The 16,212-nt window shown below is 63.3% G+C and carries 13 protein-coding genes; 4 read left to right on the top strand and 9 right to left on the bottom strand.

From position 1 onward, the window contains the following. The first annotated feature begins 88 nt into the window (after positions 1 to 88). Positions 89 to 1,027, top strand: coding sequence for an oxygen-dependent coproporphyrinogen oxidase (hemF, locus tag PSV05_RS04400; protein WP_300062273.1), 939 nt, complete (start codon positions 89 to 91; stop codon positions 1,025 to 1,027). A 19-nt stretch (positions 1,028 to 1,046) separates the two neighbouring features. Here the strand turns inward: hemF and PSV05_RS04395 are convergent, their stop codons facing one another. Together PSV05_RS04395 and polA are read right to left on the bottom strand one after the other, a co-directional pair. After that, entirely contained in the window at positions 1,047 to 1,529 is a 483-nt protein-coding gene (locus tag PSV05_RS04395; RefSeq protein WP_300062013.1) for a YetF domain-containing protein, read from the bottom strand. 447 nt (positions 1,530 to 1,976) lie between these two features. After that, positions 1,977 to 4,763: a DNA polymerase I gene (gene polA, locus PSV05_RS04390; protein WP_300062010.1), complete on the bottom strand. Its 2,787-nt coding sequence runs from the start codon at positions 4,761 to 4,763 to the stop codon at positions 1,977 to 1,979. An 85-nt stretch (positions 4,764 to 4,848) separates the two neighbouring features. Between polA and PSV05_RS04385 the strand changes: the two genes are divergently transcribed. Beyond that, on the top strand, positions 4,849 to 5,136 hold the full coding sequence (locus tag PSV05_RS04385; RefSeq protein WP_300062008.1) for a DUF2782 domain-containing protein: 288 nt from the start codon (positions 4,849 to 4,851) through the stop codon (positions 5,134 to 5,136). A gap of 40 nt (positions 5,137 to 5,176) precedes the next feature. On the opposite strand, the gene PSV05_RS04380 is transcribed toward PSV05_RS04385, so the two are convergent. From PSV05_RS04380 to deoC, 6 genes are all read right to left on the bottom strand, one after another. After that, on the bottom strand, positions 5,177 to 6,775 hold the full coding sequence (locus PSV05_RS04380; RefSeq protein ID WP_300062005.1) for an SDR family oxidoreductase: 1,599 nt from the start codon (positions 6,773 to 6,775) through the stop codon (positions 5,177 to 5,179). A 66-nt stretch (positions 6,776 to 6,841) separates the two neighbouring features. Beyond that, positions 6,842 to 7,312 carry a DUF1456 family protein gene (locus PSV05_RS04375; RefSeq protein ID WP_300062002.1) on the bottom strand — a complete coding sequence of 157 codons (471 nt, stop codon included), beginning with the start codon at positions 7,310 to 7,312 and terminating at the stop codon, positions 6,842 to 6,844. A gap of 81 nt (positions 7,313 to 7,393) precedes the next feature. Then, positions 7,394 to 9,598 (bottom strand): DNA helicase II, encoded by a 2,205-nt coding sequence (uvrD, locus tag PSV05_RS04370; protein WP_300061999.1) that lies wholly within the window; start codon positions 9,596 to 9,598, stop codon positions 7,394 to 7,396. A gap of 34 nt (positions 9,599 to 9,632) precedes the next feature. Then, positions 9,633 to 10,340, bottom strand: a complete 708-nt coding sequence (gene deoD, locus PSV05_RS04365; RefSeq protein WP_300061992.1) for a purine-nucleoside phosphorylase — start codon at positions 10,338 to 10,340, stop codon at positions 9,633 to 9,635. Then, a complete protein-coding gene (locus PSV05_RS04360; protein WP_300061989.1) occupies positions 10,337 to 11,569 on the bottom strand; it encodes a phosphopentomutase in 1,233 nt (410 codons plus the stop codon). The genes deoD and PSV05_RS04360 overlap by 4 nt, the downstream gene beginning before the upstream one ends. Beyond that, positions 11,566 to 12,339, bottom strand: coding sequence for a deoxyribose-phosphate aldolase (deoC, locus tag PSV05_RS04355; RefSeq protein ID WP_300061987.1), 774 nt, complete (start codon positions 12,337 to 12,339; stop codon positions 11,566 to 11,568). Before deoC ends, PSV05_RS04360 begins: the two co-directional genes overlap by 4 nt. A gap of 193 nt (positions 12,340 to 12,532) precedes the next feature. Between deoC and PSV05_RS04350 the strand changes: the two genes are divergently transcribed. Further along, the gene (locus tag PSV05_RS04350; RefSeq protein WP_300062270.1) at positions 12,533 to 13,273 is read left to right on the top strand and encodes a glutathione S-transferase C-terminal domain-containing protein; all 741 of its coding nucleotides are present in this window, start codon (positions 12,533 to 12,535) and stop codon (positions 13,271 to 13,273) included. 76 nt (positions 13,274 to 13,349) lie between these two features. After that, complete coding sequence (locus PSV05_RS04345; protein WP_300061984.1) at positions 13,350 to 13,856, top strand: hypothetical protein; 507 nt, start codon at positions 13,350 to 13,352, stop codon at positions 13,854 to 13,856. Positions 13,857 to 13,880: 24 nt separating this feature from the next. Here PSV05_RS04345 and PSV05_RS04340 read toward each other — a convergent pair whose 3' ends face one another. After that, positions 13,881 to 16,208, bottom strand: coding sequence for a S9 family peptidase (locus PSV05_RS04340; protein ID WP_300061982.1), 2,328 nt, complete (start codon positions 16,206 to 16,208; stop codon positions 13,881 to 13,883). Between the last annotated feature and the right edge of the window lie 4 nt (positions 16,209 to 16,212).

Below are 16,212 nucleotides of genomic sequence, written 5' to 3'. Positions count from 1 at the left end.
CGGCCTGCGCCGGGATGACGGAATCCATTCGACCTGCCTGGCATGTCGACCATGGGTCGCCGCTTACAATCCGGGCATGGATTCGCCAATACCCGACATCAACACCGTCCGTGATTATCTGACCGGCCTGCAAGACCGCATCTGCAGTGCGATCGAGCAAGCCGACGGCCAGGCCCGCTTTGTCGAAGACGCCTGGACCCGCGCGCCCAACGACATCTTGCTGGCCGGCCGTGGCCGCACGCGCATCATGCGCGATGGCGAGGTGTTCGAGCAGGCAGGGATCGGGTTTTCGGATGTCTCCGGCAACCGCTTGCCGCCTTCGGCGACCGCGGCGCGGCCGGAACTGGTGGGTGCGCAATGGCGTGCGGTAGGCGTGTCGCTGGTGTTCCACCCACGCAATCCGCATCTGCCAACCACGCATGCCAACGTCCGCCATTTTCGCGCCGAGAAGGATGGCGAAACCGTGGCGTGGTGGTTCGGTGGCGGCTTCGACCTGACCCCGTTTTATCCGGTCGACGAGGACGTGTTGCATTGGCATCGCGTTGCACGCGCGCTGTGCGAACCGTTCGGTGGCGATGAACGCTACGCAGCGCACAAGCGCTGGTGCGACGAGTATTTCCTGCTCAAGCATCGCGATGAAACACGCGGCGTCGGCGGGCTGTTCTTCGACGACCTGCACACCGGCTTCGACGACGACTTCGGATATATGCGTGCAGTCGGCGATGGCTTCCTCGATGCCTACTTGCCGATCGTCGAGCGCCGCAAGGACGTGCCTTTCGGCGAACGCGAACGCCAGTTCCAGTTGTACCGGCGTGGCCGCTACGTGGAGTTCAACCTGGTGTTCGACCGCGGCACCCACTTCGGCCTGCAATCGGGCGGGCGCACCGAATCGATCCTGATGAGCCTGCCACCACTGGTGCGCTGGGAATACGGCTTCACACCCGAACCCGATAGCCCGGAAGCGCGCCTGGTTGAATACCTGCGTCCGCGGGATTGGCTGGGCGAGGCAGGCGCCGCGGTGGACTGAGCGGGCATCGCCTGGCGGATCATGTCTTCTTTTCTCTTGGCACCACGCTGATGTGGCCATTGGTTTCCAGCATGGCGGTGTCCACATCCGCCAGCGACTCGACGTTGTTCATCCGGAGCGCTTCCTCGAAATCGTGCTGGCTGATCAACTCGCGTCGCAGCACAGCTTCCAGCACCTTGCCGTCCTGGGCGAGGAGCACGCGGTGGCCCTCGACGATTTTCTCGATGAATCGGAATCGCGAGGTCAACATCGCGACCAGGTAATTCAGCCCGATCAGCGTGGTTGCCATGATCACCGCGCCGGTCAGCGAGTTGTCGCCGCCATTGATGCCGTTCTGCACCGCATTGCCGAGCAGGATCACCACCACCAAGTCGAACGGCGTGAACTGGCCCACGGCGCGCTTGCCGGACAGGCGCACCAGCACCATCACCAGCACGTAGATAGCCACCGCGCGCAGCATGAAATGCCACCACGGCGCAGACAACTGGAACATGTCGTTCATGGAAGAATTCCCGCAAGACCTAGCGCATTCTGCCTGCAATGACCTTGCTGGAGGAAAGCCCCCTTATTAAGGGGGCGCGGCGAAGCCGGGGGGATTGGAAGCAACTCGCTGGGGCCCAAGATTTGCGCAGCAACTCTTGGGTTTTTATGCGCCGCATGGAATGCGGCGCATAAAAAAGCCCCGCAAGCCAGGGGTGGGCTGCGGGGCCGGGGAGCACAGGTCGGGGAAACCTAGGCTCCGGATGATCACACCAGGGGAGGGGTTGTGATCGGCGACAGACGTTGCATCTGTCGCGAGTGATATGACCACTTCCCGCATTGAGAGTTCGTGAAGATTCCCGTTAAGAATTTGGTGAATTCAGGAGTGATTCATTCACCAAATCACGCCTTGGCCGAAACCGCTCTGGAATCCGGGTTCCCGTCCATCCTGACGGCGCTAAAACCGGCGCTAGTGGGCCTGATCCCAGTTGTCGCCAACCCCGGTATCGACCACCAGCGGCACCCGCAGCGCGGCGGCAGCGGCCATCCGCGCCGGAACCTGCTCCAGCAGGGTCGGCAGAAAGGCTTCGTCGACCTCGAATACCAGTTCGTCGTGGACCTGCAGCAGCATCAAGGCCGGGATTTTTCCAGCTTCGTTACCCTGCCCGGCCAGCCAGGCGTCGATATCGATCATCGCGCGCTTGATGATATCGGCTGCGGTGCCCTGCATCGGCGCGTTGATCGCGGCGCGCTCGGCGCCGGCACGCTGGGCGGCGTTGCGCGAATGGATGTAGTCCAGGGTCAGGCGGCGTCCAAACACGGTTTCGACGAAACCTTGTTCGCGTGCCTGCTCACGGGTGCGTTCCATGAAATCGCGCACGCCCGGATAACGGCTGAAATAAAGAGCGATATAGTCCTGCGCCTCGCCGCGGGCGATCCCGAGCTGCTTGGCCAGGCCGAACGCGCTCATGCCGTACATCAGGCCGAAGTTGATCGCCTTGGCCGCGCGGCGCTCGTTGGCCGAGACCTCATCGAGCGTCTTGCCGAAGACTTCCGCGGCCGTGGCGCGGTGGATATCGGCACCCGCCGCAAATGCGCGCAGTAGCGCGGGATCCTCGGAAAGATGCGCCATGATCCGAAGTTCGATCTGCGAATAGTCGCAGGCAACCAGCTTGCGGCCGGGCGGCGCGATGAAGGCGGTACGGATGCGGCGGCCGTCCTCACTGCGGATCGGGATGTTCTGCAGGTTGGGGTCGGACGATGACAGCCGTCCGGTCGCCGCGCCCGCCTGGTGGTAGCTGGTGTGCACGCGGCCGGTGTCCGGGTTGATCATCTCCGGCAGCTTGTCGGTGTAGGTGCTGCGCAGCTTGGCCAGCCCGCGGTACTCCAGGATGATCCGCGGCAGCTCGTGCTGGTCGGCGATCGCCTCCAGCGCTTCTTCATTGGTCGATGGCGCCCCGCCCGGTGTCTTCACCATCGCCGGCAACTTGAGTTCGTCGAACAGCAGCGCACCGAGCTGCTTGGGCGAGTCCAGGTTGAACGTGCGCCCGGCCAGTTCGGTGGCCTTCTGCTGCGCGGCGAGCATCCGCCGCGACAGATCGGCGGATTGCCTGCGCAGTTCGTCGGCATCGATCAGCACGCCATTGGCTTCCACCCGCGCCAGCACCGGCACCAGCGGCATCTCGATGTCGCGATAGACCGACAACAGGCCGGCATCGGCCTCGATCTGCGGCTTCAATACCTGGTGCAATCGAAGCGTGATGTCGGCGTCTTCCGCGGCGTAGCGGGTGGCATCGTCCAGCGCGACCTGGGCGAAACCAATCTGCTTGGCACCCTTGCCGACCACGTCCTGATACTTGATGGTCGTGTAACCAAGATGGCGCTGCGCCAGCGAGTCCATGTCATGCCGGGTAATCCCGGCATTGAGCACGAAGCTCTCCAGCATGGTGTCGTCGGCATAGCCGGCCACGTCGATGCCATGCCGGCGCAGCACGTGGATGTCGTACTTGCCGTTCTGGCCAAGCTTGCGTTTGCCGGCATCCGCGAGTGCGGGGCGTAACGCATCGAGCACCGCTTCGCGCGGCAATTGCACTGTGCCGGGGATCTCATGCGCCAGCGGGATGTAGCAGGCCTTGCCTGTCTCCACAGAGAAGCTGATGCCGACGAGGTTGGCGCGCATCGAGTCCAGCGAGTCGGTTTCGGTATCGAAGGCGAATTCATCGGCTGCCTGCAGTCGTGCGACCCAGGCGTCGAGTTGTTCGGTGGTGGTCACGCATTCGTACTCGCCGGGCGCAGACAACGCCGGATCAAGGGCGGCAGGTGCCGGCGCCAAAGCTGCGACGAAACCGCTGCGGCGTGCCAGGCCCGGTTCCTTTTCGGCGGTTGCCAGCGCTGAACTGCCATCCAGTTCCTTCAACGCCTGGTTGAATCCATAACGCGCGTACAGGCCGCGCAGGGCATCGACATTGCGTTCGCGCAGCCGCAACTGATCGTGCGTTTGTTCCAGCGGCACATCGATCTTGATCGTGGTCAGGCTGCGGTTGAGCGGCAGGCGGTCGATCACCGCGCGCAGATTTTCGCCGATCTTGCCGCCGATCTTGTCGGCGTTAGAAATCACGCCGTCCAGGGTTTCGTATTCGGCCAGCCATTTGGCCGCGGTCTTGGGCCCGCATTTGTCGACGCCGGGAATATTGTCGACCTTGTCGCCCATCAGCGCCAGGTAATCGATGATCTGGTCGGCGCGCACGCCGAATTTTTCGATCACCGCGGCGTCGGAATCCAGCTTGCTGCCGCTCATGGTGTTGACCAAGGCGACATGTGCGCCGGTGGACGGCTCCCGCACCAGCTGGGCGAAATCCTTGTCACTGGTGGAAATGGTGACGTCGATGCCGGCGCGTGCGCCTTGCACTGCCAGCGTGCCGATGACGTCGTCCGCCTCGACGCCACTGATGCGGATGATCGGGAAGCCGAGCGCCTCGACAATCGCGATCATCGGTTCGACCTGCGCACGCAGCTCGTCCGGCATCGGCGGCCGGTTGGCCTTGTATTCGGGGTCGAGGTCGTCGCGGAAGGTCTTGCCGGGCGCATCCAGCACGAACGCAACGTAATCCGGCTGTTCCTTCAGATGCGCACGCAACATATTGACCACGCCGAACAGCGCGCCGGTCGGCTCACCCGCGGCATTGGTCAGCGGCGGCAGCGCATGGAAGGCGCGATACAGGTACGAGGAACCATCGATCAGGACAAGTTTCAGCATGCCCGGATTCTACGCCGCTGCATTGCCGCTTCATCGCCCGTCACATCCACCTGCGGCATACTCGTGGCATCCATTGGAGTCCACCATGCGCATCGTCATCACTTCGCTTGCAACCCTGTTTGCCACGCTGCTGCTGGCAGCCTGCGCCAGCGATCCGACCGCCACCTTGCCCAATGACACGGTGCCAGTCACCCGCACCGAATCCAACGGCGACGTGATCACCGAGTACCGCGTGTCCGGCGTGCTGCGGATGGTCAAGGTCCAGCCGTTCCGTGGACCGACCTATTACGTCCAGGACCGCGACGGCGACGGCAAGCTGGATTGGGACAAGCGCGACGGGCCGATGACCTATTACAAGCTCTACAGTTGGTGAAGCCAGCGGCCGACTTCGGCCGCATGACAGCACTGAGGGCTCACCAATCGGTCGGCTTGTAGTCCTTCAGGAACTGGCCCCATACGTGATTGCCGGTGTTGATGCCGTCGATGATCGGATCAAGGATCCGCGCGGCGCCATCAACGATATCCAGCGGCGGATGGAAGCGCTCTTCGATGGTTTTGCGCTCGGCCAGTGCCACCGGATCTTCGTCGGTCACCCAGCCGGTATCCACGCTGTTCATGTGGATACCGTCGCCGTGGTAATCCGCGGCGGCGGTGCGCGTCATCATGTTGAGCGCGGCCTTGGCCATGTTGGTATGCGGATGTCGGGTGGTCTTGAAGTTGCGGTAGAACTGGCCCTCCACCGCCGACACGTTGACGACGTGCTTGTCGTGGCCGGGCGTGCGCAGCATCAGTGGCTTGAGGCGTGCGTTGAGCAGGAACGGTGCGACGGCATTGACCAGCTGCACTTCCAGCAACTCCACCGACGGCACTTCGTGCATCAGCAGGCGCCAAGAGTTTCGATCACGCAGGTCAACCTGCTGCAGGTCCTGGTCCAGCCTGCCTTCGGGGAACAAATGCTGCTGCGACAACAGTTCTTCTTGCAGCAAAGGCAACTGTGAGAGTTCAGCTGCATGGGTCAGGCCCGGCGCGGCCGGTCCACCCTGGCCGAGGACCGCAACTGCGCTGTCATTGCCGGCCTCGCCAGCCTCGGCATCGCGCATGCCTTCGTAACGGCCCAGCAACTGGCGTATTTGTACTGGCGCATCGGCCAACGCGGCGCGCTCGGCGTCCATCATGTGAGTGTAGAAACCCGGCGGCCGGCGCACGGTCTGGCAGGCATTGTTGACGATGAAGTCCAGCCGTTCATGGGTTTCCAGCAGGCCGCGGCAGAACGCTTCAACACTAGGCGTATGGCGCAGGTCCAGGCCGAAGATTTCCAGACGGTCTTTCCATTGTTCGAAGTCGGGCTCCTGCGCGTAGCGCAGGGCCGAGTCGCGCGGGAAGCGCGTGGTGACGATCAGATGTGCGCCGCAACGCAGCAGTTTCAGGCCGGTCTGGAAGCCGATCTTGACGCGTCCGCCAGTAAGCAATGCGACGCGGCCATGCAGGTCGGCGAGCTCGGTGCGCTTGTTGAAATTGAACTCCGCGCAGGCCGGGCACATCTGGTCGTAGAAATGGTGGATCGCGGTGTATTTCTGCTTGCAGACGTAGCAGTGCTGCAACTGAGCGGTTTCGCGCTCGGCAATGCGTTTGCCCTCTTCGCCCGGCTTGATGTCACTCGCTTCGAAGCCGGTTGGCGGAAAATAGTTGGTGGTGGTGAACACCGGCTTGCGGCGCAGCGTGCGGATGCCGGTGTCGTCCAGCACGGCATCGTCCTTGGCGATCACCTCGGCATTACGCGCGCGCTCGGCGGCTTTCATGCGTTGCCGGCGCGCCATCGGATCCGGGTTGTAAACACCGGCCACCGCGCGCTGCAAACGGTCGCGCGCTCCCGCGGGTAATTTCGCCAGCAGCGAATGATCCGCGGCGATCCGCTCCAGCACCTCGGTCGCGGCCTGCAATCGTTCGACCAACTGGGTATCGTCGATATCGCCGATGCCGGCGAGTGCCGCGTTGTCGTTCGTGGTGTTCAAGCAATGAATCCGTGTTTGATGACGTTGGTCATGGAGTGAGAGTCATGGCGTGTGTACGCATGCGAATCAGTCGCCACGCACACGCAAGGTCAGGCCCTTGAGAAAATTGCGCAACAGCTGATCGCCGCACAGCCGGAAATTCTTGTGCCCTGGCTGGCGGAACAAGGCGCTGAGTTCCGGTTTTGTCACCGGGAATCCTGCAGCCTCGAACACCTGATGCATGTCGACATCCTTCAACTCGAATGCAACGCGCAGTTTCTTCAGCACCACATTGTTGTTGACGCGCTTTTCAACTAGCCGCGCCGGATGGTTTTCGTCTTTGCCGCGGTAATGCAACACCAGCCCATCGAGGAAATGCGCAAGCACCACGTCGCGACATTCAACAAAACCTTCCTCGTCTTGCTTTTTCAGGAAGCCGTCCAGCTGTTCCTTGTCGATGCTGTAGGCCGGGTCCGGCAGGCTGATTAATTCGATCACCTTGTTGTCGCTCAGGTCGAGCATGTAGCGGATGCTGCGCAGGACGTCGTTGTTGATCATGGTCTCACCGTGATTGAAGCTGCCCAGCACAACGCACCGAAGGCGCGCGCTGGAAGGATTGAAAGGAGCCGACGACCAGCGTCAGACGGGCAACAGGTTGGCATAGGCCAGCACCAGCCACTTGCTGCCCGCGTTGTCGAAATTGACCTGGATGCGCGCGTGGTTGCCGCTGCCTTCCACGTCGGTGACAAGACCGGTCCCGAAACTCGGATGCCGCACATTGGCGCCGAGCCGGATCGCCGGCAGCTCGATCGCCGCATGGCCGGCATTGCGCTGCGGGTAACGATTCGGTTGCATCGGGTAGCCACCGCGCGCGACCTGCGCCTTCGGGCGGATCTCGCGAAGTAGCGGCTTCGGGATTTCACGCAGGAAACGCGAGGGCATGCCGTACATGTCGCTGCCGTGGATGCGTCGGGTTTCAGCATGGCTTAGCACCAGCTGCTGGCGGGCGCGGGTGATGCCGACATAGGCCAAGCGGCGTTCCTCCGCCATGCGCCCGCTTTCCTCGGCCGACTTGGCATTCGGGAACAAGCCTTCTTCCATGCCGACCAGGAACACCAGCGGGAACTCCAGCCCCTTCGCACTGTGCAAGGTCATCAACTGCACGCCGTCCGCGCCGGCCTGGGCCTGGCCTTCGCCGGCTTCCAGGGAGGCATAGCTGAGGAAGCCGACCAGCTCGCTCATCTGCGCGTCTTCCGGGTCGTCGCTGCGACTGAAGCGTGAGGCCACCGACACCAGTTCGTCGAGGTTGTCAGTGCGTGAATCCAGCTGGCCGCGTGATTCATTTTCGTAATGCACGCGCAAGCCGCTGCGCGCGAGCACGTGATCGATTTTCTCCGGCAGGGTCATGTCGGCGCATTCGGCAGCCAGCCCGTCGATCAGCGCCATGAACGCGGCCAGCGCACTGCGTGCACGTCCGGCCAAGCCATTGCCGGTGACCAGCAGCGCGGTTGCGGCCCACAAAGATGAGGCCTGCATCCGCGCCACGCTGCGCACTTCATCCAGCGTGCGCCCACCAATCCCGCGCGTCGGCGTATTGACTGCGCGCTCGAACGCCGCGTCGTCGTCACGGTTGGTGACCAGGCGCAGGTAAGCCAGCGTGTCCTTGATTTCGGCGCGCTCGAAGAAGCGCATGCCGCCGTAGACGCGATACGGAATCTGCGACGCCAGCAACACTTCTTCGAAGGCGCGCGATTGCGCATTGCTGCGATACAGGATTGCAACATCGCCATAACTGCCGCCGTCACGCACCCACTGCGCGATGCGTTCGATCGCGTATCGGGCTTCGTCGATTTCGTTGTAGGCGGCGTACAGGTCGATCTGCTCGCCGTCGCTGGCATCGGTCCACAGCTGCTTGCCGAGGCGGTCTTCGTTGTGCGAGATCACCGCATTCGCCGCGCCAAGGATATTCGCGGTGGAACGGTAATTCTGTTCCAGCTTCAGGGTGACCGCACTGCTGCCATCTGGTGATTTGTAATCACGCAGGAAGCGCTGCACGTTCTCGACCTTGGCACCCCGCCAACCGTAGATCGCCTGGTCGTCATCGCCGACCACGAACACCTGCCCCTTGTCGCCAGCAAGAAGCCGCACGAAGCCGTACTGGATCGCGTTGGTGTCCTGGAATTCATCGACCAGCAACTGGCCGAAGCGGTGCCGGTAATGCGCCAGCAGTGCCGGCGTGTCGCGCAGCACTTCATGCGCACGCAACAGCAATTCGGCGAAATCGACCAAACCTGATCGCTCGCAACGCAGCTGGTACTCGGTATAGGCGCGCAGCATCACGCCGTTGAATTCGTCTCCTTCGGGCTGGATGTGCTGCGGCCTGCGGCCTTCGTCCTTCTGCGCATTGATCCACCAGACGATCTGCCGTGGCGGGAAACGCGCTTCGTCGATCTCCAGCTGCTTTACCACGCGCTTGACCAGTCGCACTTGGTCGTCGCTGTCCAGCACCTGGAAGCTTTCCGGCAGCCTGGCGTCCTGCCAGTGCAGGCGCAGCAAGCGATGGGCGATGCCGTGGAAGGTGCCGATCCACATGCCACGCGGTTCACCGCCCATCTGCGCAGCGATGCGCGCGCGCATTTCGCCCGCAGCCTTGTTGGTGAAGGTCACCGCAAGAATGCCGTGCATGGGCACGCCGAACACCTCGTGCAGCCAGGCGATGCGGTGGGTGAGCACGCGGGTTTTGCCGGAACCGGCACCGGCCAGCACCAGGTAATGGCCGGGCGCGGCGGAAACGGCTTCGCGCTGGGCCGGGTTCAGCCCATCGAGCAGGTGGGAAACATCCATGCCGCCAGTTTAACCGGCTGCCTAGGCGCACGACTCACGCGGTGACCGCATCCAGCACGATCCGCAGCATCGCCTCCAACCCGGTTTCGCGTTGCGCGACCGGCATCGCCTGCTTGTTGCGGATCTGGTCGGAGACTGTCAACACCGCGACCGCTTCAACCCCGAGCTCGGCAGCGACGCCATACAAGCCGGCCGCTTCCATCTCCACCCCGAGCACGCCATGCCGGTCCAGCAGGTCGAACAGCGCCGGATCCGGGTGGTAGAACATATCGGTCGAGAACACGTTGCCGATGCGCAATGGCTGGCCCGCTTGCTGGGCGGCGTCGGCCACCGCGCGCACCAGCGCGAAGCTGGCCAGCGCCGCCAGGTCATGCCCGCCGAACCGCTGGCGGTTCACCCGCGAATCGGTGCTGGCGCCGAGCGCCACCACGATGTCGCCCAATGCCACGTCGGCTGCGCTGGTACCGCAGGTGCCCACCCTCACCAACCGCCGAACCCCATATTCGCGGACCAGTTCAGTGGCATAGATCGAACATGACGGGATGCCCATGCCGGTGCCCATCATCGATACCCGCTTCCCGCGCCAGGTTCCCGTGAAGCCGAGCATGTTGCGCACGTCGGTGACCTGTTGCGCGTCATCAAGCAGATGCGTGGCGATCCAGCGTGCGCGCGCCGGGTCGCCGGGTAGCAGGACGGTGTCAGCGAACGCGCCAGCCGGCGCATTGATATGTGGCGTGGTCATGCGCGGATGGCTCCGAGGAAATCGTGGCCTGCATCGAGTGGCGGAATGCCCAGCCAGTTGGCGATGCTTTGGCCGATGTCTGCAAAACTGTCGCGGCAACCAATACTGCCGGCGTGGACACGTGGACCAAACGCGAGGATCGGGACGTGTTCGCGGGTGTGGTCGCTGCCAGGCCAGGTGGGATCGTTGCCGTGGTCGGCGACCAGCAGCACGACATCGCCATCGCGCAGGCGTGTGAGTAACTGCGGCAACAACACGTCGAAGGCTTCCAGCGCTGCGGCATAGCCGGCCGGGTCGCGTCGGTGACCGAATTCCTGGTCGAAATCCACGAAATTGGTGAACACCAGGCTGCCATCCGCAGCGTTGTTCATGGCATCCAGCGTGGCCTGGAACAGGTCGTCGATGCCGTGGGCCTTGACCTCGCGGGTGATGCCCCGGTGGGCGAAGATGTCCGGGATCTTGCCGATGCCGATCACTTCGCGCTGCACCTCCTGCAGGCGATCCAGCAAGGTGGGTGCAGGCGGGGGCACCGAATAGTCGCGACGGTTGCTGGTGCGCTTGAAGCTGGTGGCATCCTCACCCGTGAACGGACGCGCGATGACCCGGGCGACGTTCAGCGGATCGACAAGTTCGCGTGCGATTGCACAGACCTCGTACAGGCGCTCCAGCCCGAAATGGCCCTCATGCGCAGCGATCTGCAGCACCGAGTCGGCCGAGGTATAGATGATGGGTTTGCCGCTGCAAATGTGTGCTTCGCCGAGCTCGGCAATGATCGTGGTGCCCGAGGCGCGGCAATTGCCCAGCACGCCGGGCAGCTGCGCGCGTTCCACCAGCGCATCCAGCAACTCGGCGGGGAAGGACTCGGTGGGCGCGGTGAAATAACCCCAGTCGAACAACACCGGCACGCCACACATTTCCCAGTGGCCGGATGTGGTGTCCTTGCCGGTCGAACGTTCGCGCGCACAGCCCCACGCGCCCACTGGTGCGGGTGCCAAGTCCTGCAGGCCCGCCGGAAAACTGTCGCTGGCCAGTTGCGCCGCATGGCCCAGGCCGAGATCCAGCAAATGCGGGATATGCAACGCACCATCGGCACCGGAACCACAGCGCGTGGCCAGGCAATGCGCGGCGATGTGGCCGAGGGTGTCGGCACCGGCGTCGCCGAACTGGTCGGCATCGGGTAATGCACCGATGCCCAGCGAATCCAGCACCAGCAGGATGGCGCGGCTCATGGTGCGTCCAATGCGGCGAGAATATCGCCCAGCAGGCTGCTGGCGCCGAATCGGAAATGCGCGGGCGTTGCCCAGTGCGGGCCAAGGATGTCGTCGGCCAGTGCGAAATAGCCGGCCGCATCCGCCAGTGTGCGGATCCCGCCGGCCGCCTTGAAGCCACACTGCCCACCGCGCGCATGGGTTGCCTGCAGCAAGATCCGCGCGGCTTCCGGCGTCGCGTTCACCGCCACCTTGCCGGTAGAGGTCTTGAGGAAGTCGGCGCCGGCATCCAGCGCGATCTCTGCGGCCTCGCGGATCAACGCTTCAATCTGCAACACACCGGTTTCGAGGATGACCTTCATTCGTGCATGCGAGCCACAGGCCTCGCGGCAGGCATCCAGCACCACGCGCGCGGCGGCCGCATCGCCGGCCTGCAGGCGTCGCCACGGCAACACCACGTCAATTTCCTGCGCGCCGGCGCCCAGCGCCCGGCGAGTCTCGCGGGTGACGCGACCGGGATCATTGGCGCCCTCGGGGAAATTGACCACGGTCGCCACCTGCACCTGCGGCAGGCCAAGGTCTTGCAACCGCTGCCTGCAGGTCGCGATCCATTCCGGATAGACGCACAGCGCGGCAGGCGCGCCATGCGGCGTGTTCGCGGTATCGCACAAGGCTTCAATGCGCGCGCGGTCATCGTCTTCGCCAAGGCTGGTCAAATCCAGCGCGGCCAGCGTGCGCCGCGCCAGCACCTTGCGTTCTGGATTGCCTAGCGTGGTTCGTCCATTACCCATGCCGCCACGTTAGCGGCAGCCAACGCGACTGCCATTGATGTCCATCAAGCCTGGGCACAATCCTGGCTCGTCTGCCACATAACGCCGATGGACGTCACCTTGGAGCAGGTATAGCCAATGTAGCCAGCAGCGTTCCCGGCAACGACACATGGCCGAGGCTAGAGTGGCGTTCCCCGCACCGGAGACGCATCCGATGATCGACCTGTATTACTGGCCCACCCCGAACGGGCACAAGATCACCCTGTTCCTCGAGGAACTCGTCGAACAAGGGCACGGCCTGGACTACAGGATCAAGCCGCTCGATATCGGCAAGGGCGCGCAGTTCGAAGCCGATTTCCTGCGCATTTCCCCTAACAACAGGATGCCGGCGATCGTCGATCACGCACCCGTGGACGGCGGCGCGCCAATCAGCGTGTTCGAATCCGGCGCGATCCTGCTCTACCTGGCCAACAAAAGCGGGCGTTTCCTCGGCATCCCCGACGGCGCCGACAAGCAAACCGCTCTGCGCCAGCGCATCCTGGTCAATGAATGGTTGTTCTGGCAAATGGCCGGGCTGGGCCCGATGACCGGGCAGTACGGGCATTTCCATGTTTACGCGCCTGATGACATCGCCTACGCGAAGGAGCGCTACCGCAAGGAAGCCGAACGCCTGCTCGGGGTGCTGGACACCCAGCTTGGTGATCGCGACTTCATCGCCGGCAGCGAATACAGCATCGCCGACATGGCCTGCTATCCGTGGATCAGCCCGTACCAGAAAGCGCCGCTGGACCTAGCCCCGTTCGCCAATGTGCGCCGCTGGGAGGCAGCCATCCGCGCGCGACCGGGGACGCAACGTGCGTATGCACTGACCAAACAGGTCAACCCAGACGCTGCAAAACCGCTTACGGACGACCAAAAGAGGCTGCTGTTCGGGCAGGGCGCGCGGCAGGCATGAACCAGGCCGCCGAAGTCACTTCTCTTGGCTGCTGCTTGGGCCAATAATCCTCGGCAACGCCTGGCGGGAAAGTGTCATGACGTTGGAAACGTTCGGGACCATTGCGCAGATCGTCGAGGCGGCCACCGTCCTCGGTGGCACCGTGTTCGCGGTAGTGCAGCTTTCAGAGCTGAAGTTGCAGCGCCGGGATACCGTGGCCGCGGAGCTGATGCGGACCTTCCTGGATGCGGAATTCGCCAACGCAATGACCGTCATCCAGCAAGAGCCGGACACCGGGCTGGTGGGCAGCCTGGACGACATCAAACCGGAAGTATTTCGAGCTGCCGTGCAGATTGGAACGACCTTCGAGACCATGGGCTTGTTGGTATTCCGCCGGATCGCGCCGTTCGACCTGGTCCTGGAACTGGCCGGCGGCATCGTGGTGGTGATGTGGCTCAAGCTGGGTCCCTTGTTCAGGCAGATGAGGGAAGAGCAGTCGCAACCTTCCGTTGCCGAATGGTTCCAGTGGCTGGCCGAGCAATGCCAGAAGCACAAGGATGAGGGCGCGCCGGCACACAAGAAGCATGCCGGCTGGGTACCTTGACGCCGGATGAAATGGTGAAAAGGCTTACATCTGCGGCTTCAGTTCGAACTGGTTGGGCGGCGTCGCCCCCAGCAGGTTCTTGACGAAGTAGTCCCAGCGCCGACGGGTTGTGTAATAGGTGTCCATGCCGTAGCCGTGGCGCGCATTGGGCAGCAACAGCAGGTCGAAGTCCTTGTTCGCCTTGATCAGCGCATCAACCACCATCAGCGTGTTCTGCGGCGGCACGTTGTCGTCCATCAAGCCGTGCAACAGGAACAACTTGCCCTTCAGATTCTTGGCGCGGCTGGCGTTGTCCTGGCCGGTGTAGTTAGTGGTGCCGTCGGCGTTCTTGACCATCAGGCCGTGATAACGCTCGCCCCAGTCGTCCTCGTAACTGAGATTGTCGTGGTTGCCGGACTCGGAAATACCGACCTTGAAGAAATCCGGATACGTGAACATCGCGGTCGACGTCGCATTGCCGCCGCCGGAATGGCCCCAGATGCCGACCCGGTCGAGATCGATCCACGGATACATCGCGCCCAACTGCTTCAGCGCGGTGACCTGGTCCGGCAAGGTGTTGTCGACCATGTCGCCGTACCACGCGTCCTGGAAGGACTTGCTGCGCAGAGGCGTGCCCATGCCATCGATGGCAACCACTATAAAGCCGAGTTCGGCCATTGCCTGGTTGTCGCCATGTGCGGGCACGAAACTGCGCGAGCGCACCGAACCGACCTGCGGACCCGGGTAGATGTAGTCGATGATCGGGTACTTTTTCTTCGGATCGAAGTTGGACGGCTTGAACATCTGCCCGTAGATGTCGGTCTTGCCATCACGCGCCTTGACCGTAAACGAGGTCGGCGCCACCCAACCGGCAGCCCTGAGGCGGGTCAGGTCCGTCCGCGCCAGTTCGACCAACAGCTTGCCGTTGCCGTCACGCACCACCGCGACCGGGGCAGTGCCGATCGTTGAATACACGTCGGCGAAATCCGTGCCATCGTCGGACGGTGTGATCACGTGGTTGGCGTCTTCCGGAGTAAGCAGGCTGACGTCGCCGCCATCCAGGCCGACCTTGTAGTAGTGCACGTAGTAAGGGTCGCCCGCTTCGCGACCCACGCCGCGGAACCACAGGGTGCGCGATGCCGGATCCAGGTGGCCGATCTGGGTAAGGTTCCAGTCGCCGCTGGTGATCTGGTGCTTGAGCTTGCCGGTGGTCAGGTCATGCAGGTACAGGTGACCCCAGTTGGATTTCTGGCTGAACCAGATGAACTCGTTGCTCTCTGGCAGATAGCGCCAGTTCACCGAACCCAGCACGGGCGCACTCTGGTATTGGGTGGTCACGGTCTCTTCAAACACCTTGCGGACCGCGCCGGTTTGCGCGTCTGCCACGCGCAGTGTCGCGGATTTGTGGCCGCGGTCGGTACTGACGAAAGCCAACGTCTTGCCATCCTTGGCCCACTGCACGTCTTCCCAACCTTCGCCACATACGATGTCGTCTGCACAGGTGGAACGATGCTGGTCCGGCGGCATCTGCAGGCGAACCATGCGTGGTTTTGGACCGGACAGGTCAATGATCACTCGCTCGATCATGGTGATGTCCCTGTCGCCCACGAACGGGTATTTCCACTGCTGGACCTTGGGTGCGCCAATATTGGTGCCGACCAAGGTCATGGTGCTGGTCTTGCGCTGGTCCTGCTGGAAGGTGGCGATCTTGTTGCCATCCGGCGACCACACCAGGATGGCTTTGTCGGTGTGCTGCCAGCCGGCGTTGTCGGTGGCGTAACCGTAGTCGGGCTTGGCATCGAAGGTCAGCTGGGTTTCCTTGCCGCTGGCGACATCGCGCAGCCACAGGTTCCCGTTACGGATGAAGGCTTCGCGCTTGCCGTCGGGCGATGCAGCGCCTGGCTCGGAACCGGTTTCGGGCGTGGGCACCGAAGAGCAGCCCTCCGATGCGCACAGGTAAGTGCCGGCCGAGGTGGCCAGGTGCAGGCGACCATCGGCTTCGCGCTTGATCTCCAGCGGCGGCAATTTCGCGGCAGTGGCCGGGCGCTTGGAGTCAGGATTGGCCAGGTTCATCGCATCGGCCAGCGCTTGCGGATCGAATGCGGGCTTGCTGACGCCGGTGCGTGGTTCCAACCGGAGGTAGGTGGTCTTGCCGCCGGCGGCCAGCGCATACACCAGGCTGCCATCATCCAGCCAGTTGCCATTGCTGATGCTGTTGTCAACCAGCGGTCCGGTGCGGTCACCGAGCATGCTGGCCGCGCGCTGGTAGTCCGCGGTGGTGACTTGCTGCGCCTGTGCGCTGCCCAAGCCCATGCCAGTGACCAGCAGCGTCCCCAACAGGAAATGGAAGTGCCTGACGTTGTTGTGCCCCATTGTG

The organism is Thermomonas sp. (assembly GCF_029945965.1).
In the GTDB taxonomy this organism is placed as follows: domain Bacteria; phylum Pseudomonadota; class Gammaproteobacteria; order Xanthomonadales; family Xanthomonadaceae; genus Thermomonas.
This window is presented reverse-complemented; position numbering and strand designations above follow the sequence as displayed.